This window comes from Streptomyces sp. Alt3 (assembly GCF_030719215.1).
Lineage (GTDB): Bacteria > Actinomycetota > Actinomycetes > Streptomycetales > Streptomycetaceae > Streptomyces > Streptomyces glycanivorans.
In genome coordinates this window covers 1,677,245-1,693,498 of sequence record NZ_CP120983.1, presented here as the reverse complement: position 1 = coordinate 1,693,498, position 16,254 = coordinate 1,677,245, and the positions used below count along the sequence as shown (strand labels likewise).

18 protein-coding genes are annotated in these 16,254 nt (G+C 68.9%); 13 read left to right on the top strand and 5 right to left on the bottom strand.

The window, feature by feature from the left end; all coding sequences use genetic code 11:
* The first annotated feature begins 22 nt into the window (after positions 1 to 22).
* From P8A20_RS07285 to P8A20_RS07275, 3 genes are read left to right on the top strand one after another with little or no spacing between them, the layout of a single operon-like run.
* Positions 23 to 1,144 (top strand): NAD(P)-dependent oxidoreductase, encoded by a 1,122-nt coding sequence (locus P8A20_RS07285; protein ID WP_306103133.1) that lies wholly within the window; start codon positions 23 to 25, stop codon positions 1,142 to 1,144.
* Positions 1,141 to 1,701 (top strand): NUDIX hydrolase, encoded by a 561-nt coding sequence (locus P8A20_RS07280; RefSeq protein WP_306103132.1) that lies wholly within the window; start codon positions 1,141 to 1,143, stop codon positions 1,699 to 1,701. Before P8A20_RS07285 ends, P8A20_RS07280 begins: the two co-directional genes overlap by 4 nt.
* 32 nt (positions 1,702 to 1,733) lie before the next feature.
* The gene (locus P8A20_RS07275; protein ID WP_306103131.1) at positions 1,734 to 2,657 is read left to right on the top strand and encodes a 3-deoxy-manno-octulosonate cytidylyltransferase; all 924 of its coding nucleotides are present in this window, start codon (positions 1,734 to 1,736) and stop codon (positions 2,655 to 2,657) included.
* A gap of 12 nt (positions 2,658 to 2,669) precedes the next feature.
* Here P8A20_RS07275 and P8A20_RS07270 read toward each other — a convergent pair whose 3' ends face one another.
* Genes P8A20_RS07270 through P8A20_RS07260 form a run of 3 tightly spaced genes read right to left on the bottom strand, consistent with a single transcriptional unit; the run spans position 2,670 to position 5,567 of the window.
* Positions 2,670 to 3,848: a cytochrome P450 family protein gene (locus P8A20_RS07270; protein WP_306103130.1), complete on the bottom strand. Its 1,179-nt coding sequence runs from the start codon at positions 3,846 to 3,848 to the stop codon at positions 2,670 to 2,672.
* A gap of 19 nt (positions 3,849 to 3,867) precedes the next feature.
* Positions 3,868 to 5,028 carry an MAB_1171c family putative transporter gene (locus P8A20_RS07265; protein ID WP_306103129.1) on the bottom strand — a complete coding sequence of 387 codons (1,161 nt, stop codon included), beginning with the start codon at positions 5,026 to 5,028 and terminating at the stop codon, positions 3,868 to 3,870.
* Positions 5,025 to 5,567 carry a regulator component gene (locus tag P8A20_RS07260; protein WP_306103128.1) on the bottom strand — a complete coding sequence of 181 codons (543 nt, stop codon included), beginning with the start codon at positions 5,565 to 5,567 and terminating at the stop codon, positions 5,025 to 5,027. Before P8A20_RS07260 ends, P8A20_RS07265 begins: the two co-directional genes overlap by 4 nt.
* A gap of 344 nt (positions 5,568 to 5,911) precedes the next feature.
* Between P8A20_RS07260 and P8A20_RS07255 the strand changes: the two genes are divergently transcribed.
* Positions 5,912 to 6,754, top strand: coding sequence for an MmyB family transcriptional regulator (locus P8A20_RS07255; RefSeq protein ID WP_306103127.1), 843 nt, complete (start codon positions 5,912 to 5,914; stop codon positions 6,752 to 6,754).
* A gap of 42 nt (positions 6,755 to 6,796) precedes the next feature.
* Here P8A20_RS07255 and P8A20_RS07250 read toward each other — a convergent pair whose 3' ends face one another.
* On the bottom strand, positions 6,797 to 7,243 hold the full coding sequence (locus P8A20_RS07250; RefSeq protein WP_093798523.1) for a Secondary metabolite protein: 447 nt from the start codon (positions 7,241 to 7,243) through the stop codon (positions 6,797 to 6,799).
* Positions 7,244 to 7,680: 437 nt separating this feature from the next.
* Here P8A20_RS07250 and P8A20_RS07245 point away from each other — a divergent pair, with 437 nt between their 5' ends.
* From P8A20_RS07245 to P8A20_RS07205, 9 genes are all read left to right on the top strand, one after another.
* Positions 7,681 to 8,007 (top strand): transcriptional regulator, encoded by a 327-nt coding sequence (locus P8A20_RS07245; protein ID WP_306103126.1) that lies wholly within the window; start codon positions 7,681 to 7,683, stop codon positions 8,005 to 8,007.
* Position 8,008: 1 nt separating this feature from the next.
* On the top strand, positions 8,009 to 9,028 hold the full coding sequence (locus P8A20_RS07240) for a hypothetical protein (RefSeq protein ID WP_306103125.1): 1,020 nt from the start codon (positions 8,009 to 8,011) through the stop codon (positions 9,026 to 9,028).
* On the top strand, positions 9,028 to 9,732 hold the full coding sequence (locus P8A20_RS07235; RefSeq protein WP_306103124.1) for an ATP-binding protein: 705 nt from the start codon (positions 9,028 to 9,030) through the stop codon (positions 9,730 to 9,732). Before P8A20_RS07240 ends, P8A20_RS07235 begins: the two co-directional genes overlap by 1 nt.
* A gap of 116 nt (positions 9,733 to 9,848) precedes the next feature.
* On the top strand, positions 9,849 to 10,415 hold the full coding sequence (locus P8A20_RS07230; protein WP_306103123.1) for a WhiB family transcriptional regulator: 567 nt from the start codon (positions 9,849 to 9,851) through the stop codon (positions 10,413 to 10,415).
* Positions 10,412 to 11,479: a DUF2637 domain-containing protein gene (locus tag P8A20_RS07225; RefSeq protein WP_306103122.1), complete on the top strand. Its 1,068-nt coding sequence runs from the start codon at positions 10,412 to 10,414 to the stop codon at positions 11,477 to 11,479. The genes P8A20_RS07230 and P8A20_RS07225 overlap by 4 nt, the downstream gene beginning before the upstream one ends.
* Positions 11,480 to 11,580: 101 nt before the next feature.
* Entirely contained in the window at positions 11,581 to 11,805 is a 225-nt protein-coding gene (locus P8A20_RS07220; RefSeq protein ID WP_306103121.1) for a hypothetical protein, read from the top strand.
* Positions 11,802 to 12,467, top strand: coding sequence for a MobC family plasmid mobilization relaxosome protein (locus tag P8A20_RS07215; RefSeq protein WP_306103120.1), 666 nt, complete (start codon positions 11,802 to 11,804; stop codon positions 12,465 to 12,467). Before P8A20_RS07220 ends, P8A20_RS07215 begins: the two co-directional genes overlap by 4 nt.
* Positions 12,467 to 14,239 carry a relaxase/mobilization nuclease domain-containing protein gene (locus tag P8A20_RS07210; protein ID WP_306103119.1) on the top strand — a complete coding sequence of 591 codons (1,773 nt, stop codon included), beginning with the start codon at positions 12,467 to 12,469 and terminating at the stop codon, positions 14,237 to 14,239. The genes P8A20_RS07215 and P8A20_RS07210 overlap by 1 nt, the downstream gene beginning before the upstream one ends.
* A gap of 106 nt (positions 14,240 to 14,345) precedes the next feature.
* A complete protein-coding gene (locus P8A20_RS07205; protein WP_306103118.1) occupies positions 14,346 to 14,750 on the top strand; it encodes a hypothetical protein in 405 nt (134 codons plus the stop codon).
* Positions 14,751 to 14,878: 128 nt separating this feature from the next.
* On the opposite strand, the gene P8A20_RS07200 is transcribed toward P8A20_RS07205, so the two are convergent.
* On the bottom strand, positions 14,879 to 16,060 hold the full coding sequence (locus P8A20_RS07200) for a Shedu anti-phage system protein SduA domain-containing protein (RefSeq protein WP_306103117.1): 1,182 nt from the start codon (positions 16,058 to 16,060) through the stop codon (positions 14,879 to 14,881).
* Positions 16,061 to 16,254 lie beyond the last annotated feature (194 nt).

Below are 16,254 nucleotides of genomic sequence, written 5' to 3'. Positions count from 1 at the left end.
TCGGAACCCGAGAGGAGTGCCCATGGAAACCCCCGAGCGAGCACGGCTGGACGCCTTCTTCCGGAGGATCACCGCGCAGTTTCCCGCCGGGCAGGCGATCACGACGCTGGTCATCACCCACCTGCTCCCGGAACGGCCGGCGTTCTTGCACGCCATGACCGCGGTGTCCACGATCGGCGCCGTCCTCCCCAAGCCCCGGTCGATCCACCAGCCGACCCTCGACACCGTCCGCCGCACCCTGCCGGTCCACGACCTGAGCCGGGAGCGGTTCACCGACGAGACCCAGGCCCTGCACTACCTGGAGGACACGGCCGGCGGCCAGGATGTCGTCCTGGTCGACATCGGCGGGTACTTCGCGGCCAGCCTCGACACCCTCGTGAACAAGTTCTCCGGCCGCATCCTCGGCGTCGTCGAGGACACCGAGAACGGACACCAGCGGTACGCGGCTCTCGGCTCGCTGCCGTGTCCGGTCGTGTCCGTGGCCCGCTCGCCGCTCAAGGACTGCGAGGACCACCTCGTCGGCCGGTCCATCGTGTTCTCCACCGACGCCCTCGTCCGCGCCCGCGGGGACATCCTCACGAGCCGCAGCGCCTGCGTCATCGGTTTCGGCAAGATCGGCCGCTCTATTGCGCAGACCCTGCGCGCCCAGGACCTGCGCGTCACCGTGTACGACAACGACGCGGTCAAGCGGGTACAGGCGCACGCCCTCGGTTTCCGCACCAGCGCGTCCACCACCGAGGCCGTCCACGACGCGGAACTCGTCCTGTGCGCCACCGGCAATCTCGCCCTACGGCACGAGGATTTCGCCGCCCTGCGCAACGGCGCGTACCTCGGATCGGTGACCTCTTCCGAGGAAGAACTCGAACTCAGCAGCCTTGATGACCTCTACGAACGCCAGTCTGTGGGACCGCAGTTGACTCGATACGAGGTCACTGGCCACTACTTCTACGTCCTTGCCGACGGGGGCGCCGTCAACTTCGTGCACGGCGCCGCCGTCGGCACCTACATCCACCTCGTCCAGGCCGAGATACTCGCCGCCACCGCCGCACTCAGCCACGCGCGACTCCAGCCCGGACTGCACGAGATGCCGGCGGCCGACCGCGACACCATCGCCAGAACCTGGCTCCGCCACTTCGAAAGGTGACCTCGTTGCCACCCTCCACCGAACACGTCCGTGCCGTCACGGAGGCGTACCTCGCCCGCCACCCGGACGAGCGCGCCTCCCTGACGATGCTGTTCGCCGTGCTTGCCGGCGCGGACGATCCCACCAGCCGCAAGACCTTCCCCGCCCACGTGACCTGCAGCGTCATCCTCATCAACGGTGAACGGCACGTGCTCCACATTCTGCACAAGGCGTCCGGGAAATTGCTGGCGCCCGGCGGGCACAACGAACCGTCCGACCAGCTCCTGCGCGACGCAGCCCTGCGCGAACTGCACGAGGAGGCCGGCATCCCGCCCAGCGCCGTCGTCGCCCTCGCTGGCCACGAGGACATCCCCCTCGACATCGACGTGCACGCGATCGACGCGAACCCGTCGAAGAACGACCCGGCCCACCACCACGTGGACTTCCGCTGGGCCTTCCACCTCGGGGCCGATCATGCGGTGACGCTGCAGGAGGAGGAGGTCGACGGCTACCAGTGGCGGCCGTTCGCGACCACCGCCTCACCCACCATCCGCGCCAAGCTCGCCCAGCTCACCTGAAGCCCCCCGAACCCGACCACCAGGAGGACGCCGTGGCCGCCACCACAGCCCGACCGACCACCGCCGAACGGCGCCGGCACATCGCCGTCATACCCTGCCGCTGGGGTGCCTCCCGATTCCCCGGCAAACCACTGGCCCTCCTCGGCGGCATGCCGCTGCTCTGGCACGTCCACCAGCGCTGCCTGGAGGCCAAACGCCTCGACGGAGCCATCGTCGCGACGGACGACGAACGCATCGAAGCGGCGTGCCGCGAACTCGGCATCGACAGCATCCGTACCGGGGAGCACCTCACCGGCACCGACCGCGTCGCAGAGGTCGCCGAACGCCTGCCAGCCGACGGATACATCAACGTCCAGGGCGACGAGCCGTTCATCTCGCCGACCGCCATCAACGACGTCTCCGAGGCCCTGGAATTCACTCCGCCCGGCACCTGCGCCGTGAACGCCTACACCGAGCTGGTCGACGTCGGCGCCGTCCTGGACCACAACGTCGTCAAGGTCGTCGTCACGGCCCGCAGCGAGGCCCTCATGTTCTCGCGCCAGCCCATCCCATACCCCAGGGGCGACCGGCCGAAGTACCTGCGCCAACTGGGCCTCTACGGCTTCACAGGCGAGGCTCTCCAGCACTTCTGTCGGCTCCAGCAAGGACCCCTGGAGCGTGCCGAAGGAGTAGAGATGCTGCGTTTCGTCGAACACGGCCACGCCGTACAGATGGTCCCTGTCCTGGACGACGGTGTAGCGGTAGACACCCCTGAGGATCTGACGCGAGCCGAGCGCTTCCTCGATCAGCTCGACGGAGCGGTTCATAGGCGTGGGACCGTACGACCTTCTGCACGGTGGGACGGAATCACCTCATCCGCGACTCGTGTCCGATCTTCGGAAAGCCCCGCTCTCACTCCTAGCGAACAGCAGCTCCGGGGCCTGCCTACTCGCCCCCCAGAGCGGCTCACTCGCTAAGCGACCCTCCGGCTAATTAAGGACGGGAAGCGAGGTCAGACCGCGTACAAGACGGGCGTGCCGCCACTGAAGCTGGTCGGGCGGTACGGCGAGGCGGAGGCCCGGGAACCGTGTCAGTACCGCGCGCAGCGCGATTTCGGCCTCGGTCTTGGCCAGGGGAGCGCCGACGCAGCGGTGGATACCGTGCCCGAAGGCGAGGTGGCCGACAGCGTCCCGGTTCGCATCGAGCTGGTCCGGTGACGGGAACCGTTCCGGGTCGCGGTTGGCGGCTCCGAGGGCGACCAGGACCGGTGCGCCTGTCGGGATGTCGGTGCCACCGAGTGTGACGGCTTCGGTGGTGAACCGGAAGGTTGCCGTGCTGACGGGGGAGTCGAATCGAAGCAGTTCGTCCAGCACCGTAGGGATGTCGTCCGGGTTTTGGCGGAGGCGGTCGAGTTCGGCCGGGTGCTGGAGCAGGGAGAGGGTTGCGTTGCCGAGGAAGTTGGTGGTGGTCTCGTGGCCGGCTACGAGCAGGAGCACCGCGAGCGAGACCAGTTCCTCCTCATTGAGCCGGTCGTCGCCGTCGCGAGCCGAGATGAGGCGGTCGAGGAGCGAGCTGCCGGGGTGTCGGCGCTTGGCGGCGATGAGGTCTGTCATGTAGTCGGCCAGGGAGTGCGAGGCCGCGTCGATGACGCCCGGCTGTCCCGCCGCGAACAGTTCGCCGGACCAGCGCCGGATGTCGGGCCGGTCTTCCTCCGGTACTCCGAGCAGTTCGCAGATCACAATGACGGGTAGCGGGACGGCCAAGCCGGTCATGAAGTCGAAGGGCTCGCCGACAGGCCACTGGTCCAACAGGTCGTCGGTGACCCTGGCGATGAACGGGCGCAGTTCCGCGACCGCCCCGGTCGTGAACGCCTTGGTGACCAGCTTGCGCAGCCGGGTGTGCTCGGGCGGGTCGCTCGACAGCATGTTGTGCGCCACTGCGGGGTGGAGGCGCCGCTTTGATTCCTTGCCCGCGAAGAACGCGGAGGTGTCCTTCGAGAGCCGGGCGTGGGCGAGCGCTTCCCTGGCTTCGGCGTATCCGGTGACCAGGTAGCTGAGGCGACCGCCGGATCCGCTGGCTACGGCTTGTACGGGGTATGCCGAGCGCATGGCCGCGTAAGTGGGGTAGGGGTCCTGGAGGAAGCCGGGGTCCTGAGTTGGGTCGGTCATTTCTTCAGGTTCCAATCACTCATGGCCGGCCGTCGTCGCCGACACGCTCGACGTAGGCGTCGGCCACCAGGAGGAGCCACTGTGTGTCGGCACGTAGATCCTCGCGGGCGGCGGCGTCTACCGACGGAGGTGCGACTTCGTCTGCGTACCGGCCAGCCTTCGAGTCTGCCAGTGCAGCTCGTACGACAGCCGCCTCCACGGCGGCGGCGCCCTGCTCGGTAGCGGTGTGGAAGTTCGACGCCGCGCTCTCCTGCACCCTGCGCGACCGGTACGGCCGGAGGGCGAGGATGCCGTCGCTGATCTCGATGACGCGCCGCTGCAGCCCGAAGTCGGAGTCGTCGGAGATGCTGTCGACGTCCTCGGCCGACGATAGGACGATCTGCGGCATCGCGGCTGACAGGTCCTGCCAGAGGGGGCGGAGCGACTCGAAGGACCGGGTTTCCCAGCGGCGACGGCGGGCTTGGTTGATCGGGTAGAGGACAGCGGGCCACGTGAGGCCGAGGCAGATCAGCAGGACGGCGAGTGCCGGGGAGGTGACGCTGAAGGCGCACGTCGAGGTCACGAGCGATGAGCACTGCGCGTGCGTTTCGTCGCCCAGTCCCAGACCGAGGCCGACGATGCGTGTCAGCTTGTAGACGACGTAGACGAGAGCGAACACGCAGCCTGCCGCGGCCACCCGCAACCCGCCCCGGATGCTGTCGCGCCGAGTCGCCTTCGACTGGCGTACGGCCTGCATCAGGAAGTCGACCACGGAGAACCCGAGGAACGAAATGTAGGGGAGTAGATAGAGCGCGTAGACCTGTGGAGAACGAGCTGTCAGCTGCTCGTAGGCGAACAGCGCGGTCATGGTGACGACCGACGCGGTGAGCAGGGCGAGACGGACCCTGATGCGCCGCCGCGCCTCGTAGGGTTCGAGGTTGAGCTGGAAGGAAACGGCCAGAACCGCTGTGGCGGCACCCAGAGAAGCGCAGTTACTCAGCAGCCGACCGACGTGCGGCACGATCGACTCCGCGACGTTTCTGAACAGCGGCGCATAGGAGGCGAAGGCCATGGCGAAGGAGCCGAGAAGCGCGCCCATGGCCCAGGTACCGGTCGGACGGGGCGTTCCGCGTCCGAGCACCCAGTAGCCAGCTATCGACGCGAGCAGCAACGCCATCCCGAGGAAGACAGCATTCGTCATGCGCGGAAGCGGCCTCTCCTGATGGGTTGGGCGAAGAGAGCTTCCCAACTGTCCGGGCCCCTCTCGGGGCGGTGCGAAGGGGCCTCGCGTTCGCGGTAGATGCGTTGGCGGACGACCGTCGCCATCATCTCCGCCTCGCGCTCGTCAGCAGTCGAGTAACTCGTCCGCCCGGACATACGCATCACCAGCGTCGGGTTGACGCTCAGGGAGCGGGCCGTGTCCGCGTTGACCTCCAGGCTTCCCGGATGGTCGCAGTACACGTGGCACAGCTCGTGCGTGAGGATGTGCCGCTGGTGGTGGGCGGACGTGCCCTCCTCGTAGAAGAGGAGATCGGCGTCCGGGGTCTCGATTCTCATGCCGCACGGCGCATCGACCGCGCCGAGCGTGCTCAGCGGCCGCAGGACGATGGGCTTCCCGCGAAGCTCGGCTATGGCCTCGCTCAACTGGCGGGTGGTGAATCGGTGCGGCAGACGTAGGAGGTCGATCTGCTCTTCGCACGATGCGCGCAGTCGACGCGTGTCGACTTCTGGCAAGGACACGGTGCTCCCCTTCGGCCTCGGCGGTGCGTCAACTTGTGGGTGGACGGAAGCCCCGAGGATGCCAAGAGAAGGCAGGAACTCACTCTTCCTGGAAGTGGCAGTTCCGATTACGCATGGTGATTGACGGAGGGGGGTGAGCCTTCCCGGTCGCACCTCCTCACCGTTTGCCGGAAGCGCACGGGGCCGGTGATTCGGGCGCGAGGCGGTTCGTACTCTGAGTAGTTGATTACTTGATTATCCGTTATGTCTGACTACGCTGAATGACTGAACCATGATCGACTGGATGGGAGGTTGGGCGCCCTATGGTGCATGTCACCCGGCGAGCGCATCCTAGGCTCGCCCTTATGGACGTGCGGGGCGGGCGGGTCGCGGGTGGCGAAGGTGGCGGCGAGTCGCTGCCTGAGCTGCTGCGGTCGTGGCGGCGGCGGGTGAATCCCGATGAGATCCCCGGGTTGGCCTCTCCGGGCCGCAGGGCGAAGGGTCTGACGCAGCGTGACGTGGCTCGGCTGACCGGGGTGAGTGAACGCTGGTACGGGGCGCTGGAGCGGGGCATGGAAGCCAAGTACTCCGCTGACTTTCTCGATCGACTCTCGTCGGTGCTGGGGCTGAGTCGCGCTGAGCGCGATGCCCTGTACCTGATGGCGGTGGGCCATCCGCCGGTGGTCGCCGCGGTTCCGGAGGCCGATGCGGCGGCGGAGATGGACGAGCTGCTGCAGCGGTTTCTGGACGGCCAGGCCCCCGATCCCGCCTTCGTGACGGACCTCGCCTGGAACGTGATCGGCTACAACGAGCCGCTGCTGGAATGGTTTCCGTGGGCGGCTCACCAGGCGAATCAGATGCGGTGGGCGTTTCTGAGTCCGGAGGCCCGCGAGCAGCTCGTGAACTGGGAGCAGGACTGGGCTCGCTCCTACCTCGGCCAGATCCGCTACGAGCGCGCCCGCCATCCGGACCACGAAGCACTGCAACAGTTGGAGCGCGACATCCTCACGAGTTCCCCGGCCGCACGGCGGATGTGGGACCGCCGCGAGGTGGTCGAACACGCCGACGGAGACCTGCGTAGGCTTCGACTTCCCCACCATCGGGGCCGAGAAGTCGGCGTGCGGATCATGGCCCTGCGGCCCATGCGCAGCGACCGTCTCCGGGTGATCGTGCTGATGGAAGCAGACTCTGAACCTGCCGAGACGTGATCGACGGGAGCGGTGCGCGCTGCTCTGTGTGCGGCCAAGCCCTTACTTGTCGTCGAGCAGTCCCGACGCTTCCGACTCGTCGGGCATTCCTTCCAGTCTTCGGGCCTGGTCGATCACGGTGTTCACCATGTTCAGGCTCGAAGCGCTGAGGCCGTTCGCGCGCAGAGCGACCCGGCGCACCCCCTGGTCGCGCATGGCGGCGACCAACTGGATCTCGGCACGCTGGCGCTCCGCCTCCTCCTCGTCGAAGAAATAGCCCGGGTTCACGCCGAAGAAACCGGCCAGCGCACGGATGGTCTGCATCTTCGGGTTTGAGTTGGTGCCGGTGCGGAGCTGCTGGATGGCGCTCGCGGAGATGGTGACGCCGGAGGTGTCACGGATGCCCTGCGAGACCTCCGCGTAGGTGTAAGGGCCGCGTCCCTTCGGGTGCACCTCTCGGAACAGGTAGTCGAGCAACTCCGAGAAGGTGCGCTCGCGCGATTCGGTCATCTCCAGATCTCCGTCATGGCGGCCATCATATCCACCTCAGTGGTGATCAGGGTCAGCCAGGACCAGCGTCTCGCCATTGCAGTTGACGGGATGACGTAACTGCAATGTACGTTGTCCAGTGAAAGCATCCATTGCAGTGTTCCACCGCTGGTGGGGGCTGGTCTGAAAAGCTGGACTTGGCCCGAGGACCGCCCTATGGTCCTGGTGCCCACAGGCAGAGATCACTGGCCGACGGAACAGCCGGGAGGGGAAGGAGACGAGCACACGCGGGTCATGAAGACCGCAGGGTGCAGGGGTGGATGAGACCGGCGCCCGGGAGCTACCAACTCCCGAGCACCGGGCCGGCACCCCGAGGGGTGCCGATCCACATCTCGCGGGCGGCGGGGCTTTTGCACGAGAACCGCCGCACCGCGTTCCTACGAACAACGGAGTATCACATGCTCGCCACGCCGAGCGTCAACCCAGCCTGCCCGGATACCCAACGACAGCACCGCCTCGCTGCTCAGCTCGCAGAGATGATCCCGGGCGCGGCCACGATCCGAGTTAGCCTCACCGACCCGAGCCGGGCGTGGCCCCACCCGCGTGCCGCTATCCGGGACGAGGGCGGGAAGGCCCTGGAGGTGAGCCGGACGACGGCGACGGTCGCCGCCCGCTGGATCCGGCGGGTCTGGCCGGAGGCGGACTGGACGCGGCCGCAGACGTTCGACATCCAGCGCGCCGCCCTCACCTGCAGCGACCTGGTCGCCGCCGACCGGAGCTGCTGACATGGCCCGGATACGCACCATCAAGCCCGAGGCGTTCTTCTCCGAGTCGCTCGCCGAAGTGAGCGTCGAGGCCGAGCGGACCTTCTTTGGCCTCCTCACGCAGGCCGACGACCACGGACGGCACCGCGACAACGCCGCGATCATCGCTGGGCTCCTGTGGCCCCTGCGCGCCGAGCACACCTCGGTCCACGTCGAGGACGACCTCCACCAGCTCGCGACCGCCGGTCTGATCTGTCGGTACACGGGCTGCGACGACCGCCGCTACCTCCACATCGTGACCTGGTCCGAGCACCAGAAGATCGACAAACCGAGCCAGTCCCGCCTGCCATCGTGCCCGCAGCACCAGGCTGCCGGCCGGTGCGGCCTCTGCAAGGGCAACTGCACCAAGCAGACCGGGGGCTCGCCCACCACTCCCGGAGGACTCGCCGAGACCTCGCCGAACGCTCCCCGACCCCTCGATCTGCCCGCCCAGGCCACCTCGACGTCTCCCGGGCACGCGATTGTGTCCCCGGCCGACCGGCAGGCAGCCACCGATCACTTGGTCGACGTCCCTGGCGGCTCCCGATCGGAAACCCCAGGTCAGGAGGCATTCCTCGAGGACTCCTCGAACCTTCCCCGAAGCCTGCCCGAAGGCTCGGCGCCTGGATCTAGGATCTTGGATCCTGGATCTTCTCTCCCTACGGGGCGCACAGCGCCCGCAGCCGGCATCTCCGCCAAGGATCTGGTCAGGGAGTACGTTGCCGGGTGCGACCAGCGCCCCCCGAGCGACGTGATCGGGCACCTCGGGCGGATCATCAAGAAGCTCCTGGACGAGGGCATCGCACCGGCGCACATCCGAGCCGGGCTGGCGAATTTCACGGCCAACCCGAAGCACCCGAGCGTGCTGACCAGCATGGTCAACGAGGCGATGAACGCTCGCCCCGGCGGTTTGGCGCGGCCGGGAATCCGGCCTAACGCGCCCGCCCACCAGGCGTGGACCAACCCGGCCAACGCGTCTGCCGCCTACGCCGAGGAGCTGTGATGCACACCCGTCACCGCGAACCGCAGCTCCTCGGCAACGAAGCCACGCTGGAGCGCATGGCCAGGATCCTGGCCGCCCGCAACATCGAACCGGCCGACGCCGCGCTGCCGGACGACGCCGAGCCCTTCTCGCCGCTTGACGCCCTGCTCGCAGGGATGCCCCCGCGCTATCAAGCGGCTGTAGCCGACCACCCCATGGTCCTGGAGTGGGTCCGGAAGGTCACCGACGCGGCCGTCGCCCCCAGCCGAGGAGCCCGACGACAGGTCACCACCGGACCTAGCCTGCTGATGGCCGGGGTCGTCGGCGCGGGCAAGACACACCAGGCGTACGGCGCAGTCCGAGCGCTGGTCAGCAGCGGGGTCGGTGTTCGCTGGCGCGCGACCACCGCTGCCGACCTCTACGCCGATCTCCGCCCCCGGCCCGGGGTCGACAGCGAGCGGGAACTGGCGGCGGTCAGCCGCTGCCCGCTGCTGATCATCGACGACCTCGGCGCGGCCAAGGCGAGCGAGTGGGTCGAGGAAGTGACGTACCGGCTGATCAACCGGCGGTATAACTACGAACTCCCCACGCTGATCACGACCAATCTGGCGATCAAGGACCTGCGCTCCTACCTCGGGGATCGCGTCGCCAGCAGGCTCGCGCAGATGACCACCCGAGTCGAGTTCGAGGCCGTCGACCGCAGACGCCACAGCGCCGCCGCCTGACCCTCCACAGGCCACCCCGCCGGACCGCGCCCTCGCAGCGCTGCCCCCGGGCACCTACCGCCAGCGCACCTCTCCGCCGACGCCCCTGCGCGCGGAGAGCGATCGGAGCACCCCGCATGACCAGCACGATGAACGGCCCTGCCCACCACCGCCAGCTCGGCGACCAGACCTGGCAGGCCGACGCCGTCTGCCAGAGCACGGAGTACAACCCGGTGGACCCCGAAGTCTTCTTCCCCGAGCCCGACGAGACCGCCAAGATCGCCACGGCCAAGGCGCTGTGCGGCCAGTGCCCGGTCCGCCGAACCTGCCTGGACGCCGCTCTCGAAGGGGGTGACACCGACGGGATCCGTGGCGGCCTGACGGAGGAGGAGCGCGGGCCGCTGCACGACAAGCTCGCCAGCCGCCTCGACTACAGCCGCGTCAACGCCACCATCGCCGGGCGCGACGTGCACCTCACCCATGCGGAGCGCCGCGCGGTCGAGTACGCGGCCTACCGCCACGGGGTGAGCGAGCAGCGCCTGGCCTGGCTTCTGAAGGTCACCGAGGAGCACGCCAAAAAGCGATACCGCGAGATCCGCCGGGCCGAGCGCAACCGAACCCTGAACCAGCCCACCATGAACACCCCACCCCCCGAGACCAGCGGCGAGCGCCTGATCCGCGACGACTTCGGGACGGCGGCATGAACACCGCAAGCGCGCCGAAGACGGCGCACATATCCGGGTGGGACCGCGCGGCTGTCGTGGCCCTCGGGGGCGCGGGATGCGCGCTGTCGTACGACGCCCTGCAGCAGATGGCCGTCGCCATCCATATCCGAGGCTTCCTCACCTACCTGTTCCCCCTGGTGATCGACGGGTTCATCGCCTACGGCATCCGGGCCCTCCTGGTCTTGCGCAACGCACCCCTGCGCGCCCGGCTCTACGTCTGGACGCTCTTCGGCACGGCCACCGCCGCCAGCATCTGGGCCAACGCACTCCACGCGGTGCGCATCAACCAGGACACGGTCGCCGGCACCGGCCTCCGGCTCGGTGACGCGGTGGTCGCGGTGCTGTCCACCATCGCCCCGCTCGCCCTGGCTGGAGCGGTCCACCTCTACATCCTCATCGCCCGGGGCCCGGTCAAGGACACTGACCGGCAGAACCTCGGTCAGCCCGGTCGCCTCGGTCAGACCGATCGGGGCGACGCCATCGAGGTCACCCGGACCGACCGAGCCGGTCAGCAGCGGTCAGCGGCCGGTCAGGGCAAGTCCGGTCAGTCGGTCACCGCTCTGACCGACCGGTTGCCGCTGTCCCCGACCGACGAGGGCACCGCCACCCGGTCAGTGACCGGAGACTCGACGCCGGCCACCAGCAGCCAGTCGGTCACCGACCACCGCAACCGGAGCCACGGTGCCCCTGACCTGCCGGGACAGGTGGACAAGGGGCGGACGGTCGCTGACCGCCCCGACAGTGCGGCCCCGGTCGGTGATGGCCAAGGCAGCCCGGCGACGGTCAGTACCCCGCCGGTCACCTTGCCGCCGGCCACTGACCGGGCCGCTCGGCCGACTGGTGACCGGCGTCCTGACCCGGACACCGAGGAGCTGCTGAAGATCGCCCGGTCGGCGGTCAGGGCCGAGGACAAACTGACCCGCAAGGTGGTCGCCCAGGCGATCCGAGGTCAGCAGATCCCGCTGTCCAGCGACACCCTGACCGCGCTGATGGCCCAGCTGCGCGAGCAGCACCGCCAGCCGGTCACCTCCTCCCGGCCCTGACCGAACCTCCACGGAGCGGGTGACCAAGCCGGTCACCCCGGCCGGTCACCCGCTCCGCATGTCTCCGAGCACCCCGCCACAGCAGAAGCGGAGAGCACCCGATGCGCACTCACCCGGCCACGCCCGCCGAAGTCGACTCCTGGCTGACCGTCCTGCACCAGCACGGACACCTCCACCGCGCCCAGTTCGGCCCCGACACCACCTGGATCGTGCAACGCGAGCAGCACGACCGGCCCTGGACCCTGCACCACCCCATCCTGGCCATGGACTGGATCGAGGAACTCGTCCGCGAACTCCAGCAGCAGGACCCGGAGACGAGCCGGTGAACCCCAACGACCCGGTGGCCACCCCCGCTGGACAGCAGCGTGACCCCACCACGGCTCCTGGCGGAGCAAGCTATCGCGTACGACGGTCCTACGGCCCGTCGTACGCACTTGCCCCCGCCCAGGAGGGCGGGGGAAGCCCGGCTGGTCCCCGAGCGAGGGCGCACGGGGACCAGCCGGGCAACCGGCATCAGGGGGCGCCGGTCATCGGGGGAGAAGCAGATGACCCTGCCGACCGTGAGCAGCCGAGCCCGAGCACGCCCGCCTTCCCCGACCGCACCCCGCGCCGCCGTAGCCGCAACCCGAGCGAGCGCGCCCGCAAGACGACCACCCGCCTCTCCGACACCGAGAAAGCCGAGATCACCGACGCCGCCACCCAGCGCGGCGTCACCGTCGCCCGCTTCCTCGCCACCGCCGGCCTGAGCGCCGCCCGCGGACGTGCCGCCGTGCACAGCAACGACCAGCTCGACACCGCCATCGACGAACTCGCCGCTCTACGCACCGCGCTGGCCCGGATCGGCAACAACATCAACCAGATCGCCTTCGTCCTCAACAGCGGTGGCCAGCCGCGCGCCGGTGAACTCGAACACGCTCTGGGCACGCTGACCGGACTTCTCGCCCGCGTCGATGACGCGGCGAACGACCTGGTGACCCGGCGGCTGTGATGGTTCCCGACATCGGACGTGGCTCCCGCACCCACGGCCTCCTCGTCTACCTGTACGGCCCCGGACGGCGCGAGGAGCACACCGACGCGCACCTCGTCGGCTCCTGGGACGGCTTCGCCCCTGACCCCGGCCTCGACACCGGCCTCGACCCCGACCCGAAGGTCACCCTCGCCCGGCTCACCGCCGCCCTGGACCTGCGGGTCAAGCAGGCCGGCGACCGCGCGCCCGCCAAGCACGTCTGGCACTGTTCGGTCCGTACCGCCCCCGGGGACCGGCGGCTGGACGACGAGGAGTGGAACGCCGTCGCCCAGCGCATCGTCCACGCCACCGGCATCGCCCCGGCCGGAGACCCCGACGGCTGCCGGTGGACCGCCGTCCGCCACGCGGAGGACCACATCCACATCGTCGCCACCCTCGTACGCGGCGACCTGCGCAACCCGCGCCTGAACTACGACTTCAACAAGGCCCAGGCCGAATGCCGCCGCATCGAGAAGGAGATGGGCCTGCGGCGCCTGAACGCCGGCGACGGAACCGCAGCGAAGAATCCCAGCAGCGCCGAGAAGTTCAAGGCCGAGCGCACCGGCCGCCCGGAGACCTCGCGCGAGACGCTCCGTGAGGCCGTTCGTCGAGCCGTGGCGGGAGCGGATTCGGAAGAGGAGTTCTTCACGCGGCTCCGAGAGGCGGGAGTGCGGGTGAAGCTGCGGCACGCTCCGTCCGGTGACGCGCTCGGCTACAACGTGGCCCTGCCCGGCGACCGCAACCGCGACGGAGACCCGGTCTGGTACCCCGGCTCCAAACTGGCCCCCGACCTTTCCCTTCCGAAGATCCGCCTACGCCTCACTGGCGGGGCCGCCGAGCCGAGCGCGCCCGCGGTCACCGCTGACCGGACGAACTGGTCACCGCCCGCCCGGCAACGACGCAACGCAGTCGTCATCGCCGAGCGCGCGGCCACGCTCCTGGAACGCGACGAGGACGGCGAGGCCGCCGCCCAGCTCGTCGGCGTCGGAGAACTCCTCGACGCGGTGGCCCAGACCTCACCGGCCACCACCCACGCCGAGCTGGCCGCCGCAGCTCGCGCATTCGAGCGGGCGACCCGCAGTCATGTCCGCGCAGAACGCGCCGACACCAGGGCTCTCCGCTCAGCCGCCCGGGGCATTGTCCAGGCCGGCGGAGCGCTCGGCCGAGGCGAGGACGGCGGCACCACCGCCATGCTCGTCTCCACCCTCGTCCTGGTCACCCTCGCCGCCGCCCGCTGGCACTCCGCGCGCGGACACGCCCAGCAGGCCCACGCCTCCCGACAAGCAGCCGCGCACCTGCGCACCGCCTACCGGCAGGCCGCTGCCACCCCTATGCGAGTGCTGCACGACCAAGGTCGGGCCCTTCCAGAAGCCCAGCGCCGCACGCACGAAGCCAGCCTTCGCGCCGTCCTGCCGGAGAAGGTCGTGCAGGCAGAGGGCATGGAAGCGAGGACCGACGCCTTGATCGCCACCCTCGCCCAGGCCGAGCGGGCAGGCCACGACTCCGAAGCCCTTCTGCGCCAGGCCATCGACATGCGCGAACTCGACAGCGCCGATGACGTGAACGACGTCCTGGTCTGGCGCCTGCGGCGCATCGCCCAGCTCCCGGCACACCCGGGCGAAGGTGCCCGTCGGTCGCAGGCCGCCACCCGCCAGGCCACCACGCCGAGCAGCCGCACCAGCGAACGGAACGCGACGGCAGCCGCACCGCTCGGGACTGTTCAAGACCCCAACCGCCGCTCGCCACGTCGCTGACCAGGTCGAACCGGTAGTCGACCATCGACCGAGCGGACGCCGCGAAATGTATGGACAGCCGGTTCCACCGGCTGTTACGGATGAAGACAGGACCGACAACCGGGAGATGACGCTCGTGCTCAGAACCACCACCCGCACCACGGAGCCGGCACCCGCGCTGCCCGTCCTCCCCACTGGCACCGACCCCCTGCTGCAGCTCCAGGCCGAGACGCGGCCCGCCGACGGACCCGGGGCGATTCGCTGCGTCGGCCACTCACGCGAACTCGCTCTCGGGGGTATCCCTGTGATGTGCTCCGCCTGCCGTGCCCGACGCGACTGGCTGCTCATCAATCATGGGCGCAACGTCTGGGTCCGCTGCCGGTGCGGCAACCAGTGGCTCGAGCCCGAGATCGGCCGCGCCGGCTTCGACGCCCTGGTTGGCCGCCCGCACGGGACGACCTACCCGAGTGTCGAGGCGGGCTTGACCGTGCTCGGGTTCGACGGCGTATTCGCTGGCATCTACCTGGAGTAGCGAGCGCTGCTGCAGCGCATACAACGGCAGCATCTGCTTGCCGTCCGCGCTCTTGAGACGAGGTACGGCTACATCTTTCTGGGGCGTCCCCGCATCCACAAAGCCTAAAGAGAATGTGGCGGCTGGTGTCACGCGAGCCGGAGGCGCTGGTCGGGGGCGTCTCGACGCAGAGGGTCGGGGGATTCGTTGATGCGCATCAGCCAGTCATAGGTGCGTACCTGGATGTGGGAGCGTCGGGCCTGCAGTTCCCGGATTTCGGAGGCTGCGTCGTCAGAGGTCTCGCGGGCCATGATGATCAAACCTGGGACTTCGGCCGTGATGCCTGGCAGGCCCAGTCCGTCAGCGTCGCGTGCGGAGCGCGCGTAGTGCAGGTTGGCGGATAGCCACCTGCGCCAGTCCTCGATCTGGTCGACCGCGTGCCGCAGGGTGGTTGTCGCCCGCTTGTTGCCGGGGTTAGTCAGGCGACTGACTGGGCTCTCTAGTTCGACCAGCGTCCACCGAACTCCGAGTGAGGTCTGGCCGGCGATCATAAAGTCGGCCATGTAGTGGTTCCCGAGCTGGACCTGTGGCCGGATCCAGGTGTCGTGGGTGCCTACCACGGTACCGGCCAGCAGTGCTGGGTGCTTCTCCAAGAGCCGCTGCATCGCGGCTTCGTCGTCAGCTGTCTCCAGTGCGTCGCGCAGCGCCTCGATCGCCGCTGGGGTCGCCGGAAAGTTGATCCGCCAGCGTTCCAGCTGCGCTTCTTGGGCTCGGGTGATCCGAGCCGGGTTGCTCTGAATAGCAGCGGCGTATTCGCGGGCCAGACGGAGCTGATCGAGATACTCATCCTCACCGGGGCGGGTGAGGCGGGTGACCCTGTGCGGGGCAGTGCCGAGCCCGTGACCGCCCCGGAAGTACAGTCGGCCATTGGAGCCGACTGATGAAATCTCGCCGTGTACATCCGGCCCCTTGCGCCGGTCGCGAGCGGTGACAACGTCATCGACCGCAGGCTCCAGCCGACGTAGGGCGGCGGCGGACTCGCGGTCACGCGCGACGCGCAACCAGGCGTTGAGCACCTCTCGGCTCCCGAGTTTGTCCATGTCGGGAACTGCCAGATCGGTGCGGCGCGCGAGATCGAGGAGGACGTCGTACTCGTCGTCGCCGAAGTCCCCGGCGAGCGTCAGGTCCAGAGGCCCTCGAAGCAGGACTCGCAGCTCAGCGGCAGCGACCAGCGAGGGCGTGGCCTGACCTACGGGTAGGGCCAAGGCGCGGGCGATGTCTATTTGTTCGGCCGTCGGCGCCTTGCACTTACGTTCGAGACTCTCGGCCACGACACGCCACCGTAGCTCTGGCACTGACCCTCCTTTGGAACGACCAGCTCACCGTAGCCGCAAGCAGTGACGTGGTGTGGCGGTTTCTTCCGGCTGTGGTAATGGACTGCCAGAGAGGTCACATGTCGTATCCGTCCGCTGCATAGGCTTGAGATCGTGCTGGATGCCCTCCTCTGCGATGGCTTCACCGCTTC

Bases quoted from the DNA above. Each gene is read 5' to 3' on its own strand.
- P8A20_RS07285 (WP_306103133.1), top strand. From the start codon at position 23: ATGGAAACCCCCGAGCGAGCACGGCTGGACGCCTTCTTCCGGAGGATC.
- P8A20_RS07270 (WP_306103130.1), bottom strand. From the start codon at position 3,848: ATGACCGACCCAACTCAGGACCCCGGCTTCCTCCAGGACCCCTACCCC.
- P8A20_RS07265 (WP_306103129.1), bottom strand. From the start codon at position 5,028: ATGACGAATGCTGTCTTCCTCGGGATGGCGTTGCTGCTCGCGTCGATA.
- P8A20_RS07255 (WP_306103127.1), top strand. From the start codon at position 5,912: ATGGACGTGCGGGGCGGGCGGGTCGCGGGTGGCGAAGGTGGCGGCGAG.
- P8A20_RS07250 (WP_093798523.1), bottom strand. From the start codon at position 7,243: ATGACCGAATCGCGCGAGCGCACCTTCTCGGAGTTGCTCGACTACCTG.
- P8A20_RS07245 (WP_306103126.1), top strand. From the start codon at position 7,681: ATGCTCGCCACGCCGAGCGTCAACCCAGCCTGCCCGGATACCCAACGA.
- P8A20_RS07240 (WP_306103125.1), top strand. From the start codon at position 8,009: ATGGCCCGGATACGCACCATCAAGCCCGAGGCGTTCTTCTCCGAGTCG.
- P8A20_RS07235 (WP_306103124.1), top strand. From the start codon at position 9,028: ATGCACACCCGTCACCGCGAACCGCAGCTCCTCGGCAACGAAGCCACG.
- P8A20_RS07230 (WP_306103123.1), top strand. From the start codon at position 9,849: ATGACCAGCACGATGAACGGCCCTGCCCACCACCGCCAGCTCGGCGAC.
- P8A20_RS07225 (WP_306103122.1), top strand. From the start codon at position 10,412: ATGAACACCGCAAGCGCGCCGAAGACGGCGCACATATCCGGGTGGGAC.
- P8A20_RS07220 (WP_306103121.1), top strand. From the start codon at position 11,581: ATGCGCACTCACCCGGCCACGCCCGCCGAAGTCGACTCCTGGCTGACC.
- P8A20_RS07210 (WP_306103119.1), top strand. From the start codon at position 12,467: ATGGTTCCCGACATCGGACGTGGCTCCCGCACCCACGGCCTCCTCGTC.
- P8A20_RS07205 (WP_306103118.1), top strand. From the start codon at position 14,346: ATGACGCTCGTGCTCAGAACCACCACCCGCACCACGGAGCCGGCACCC.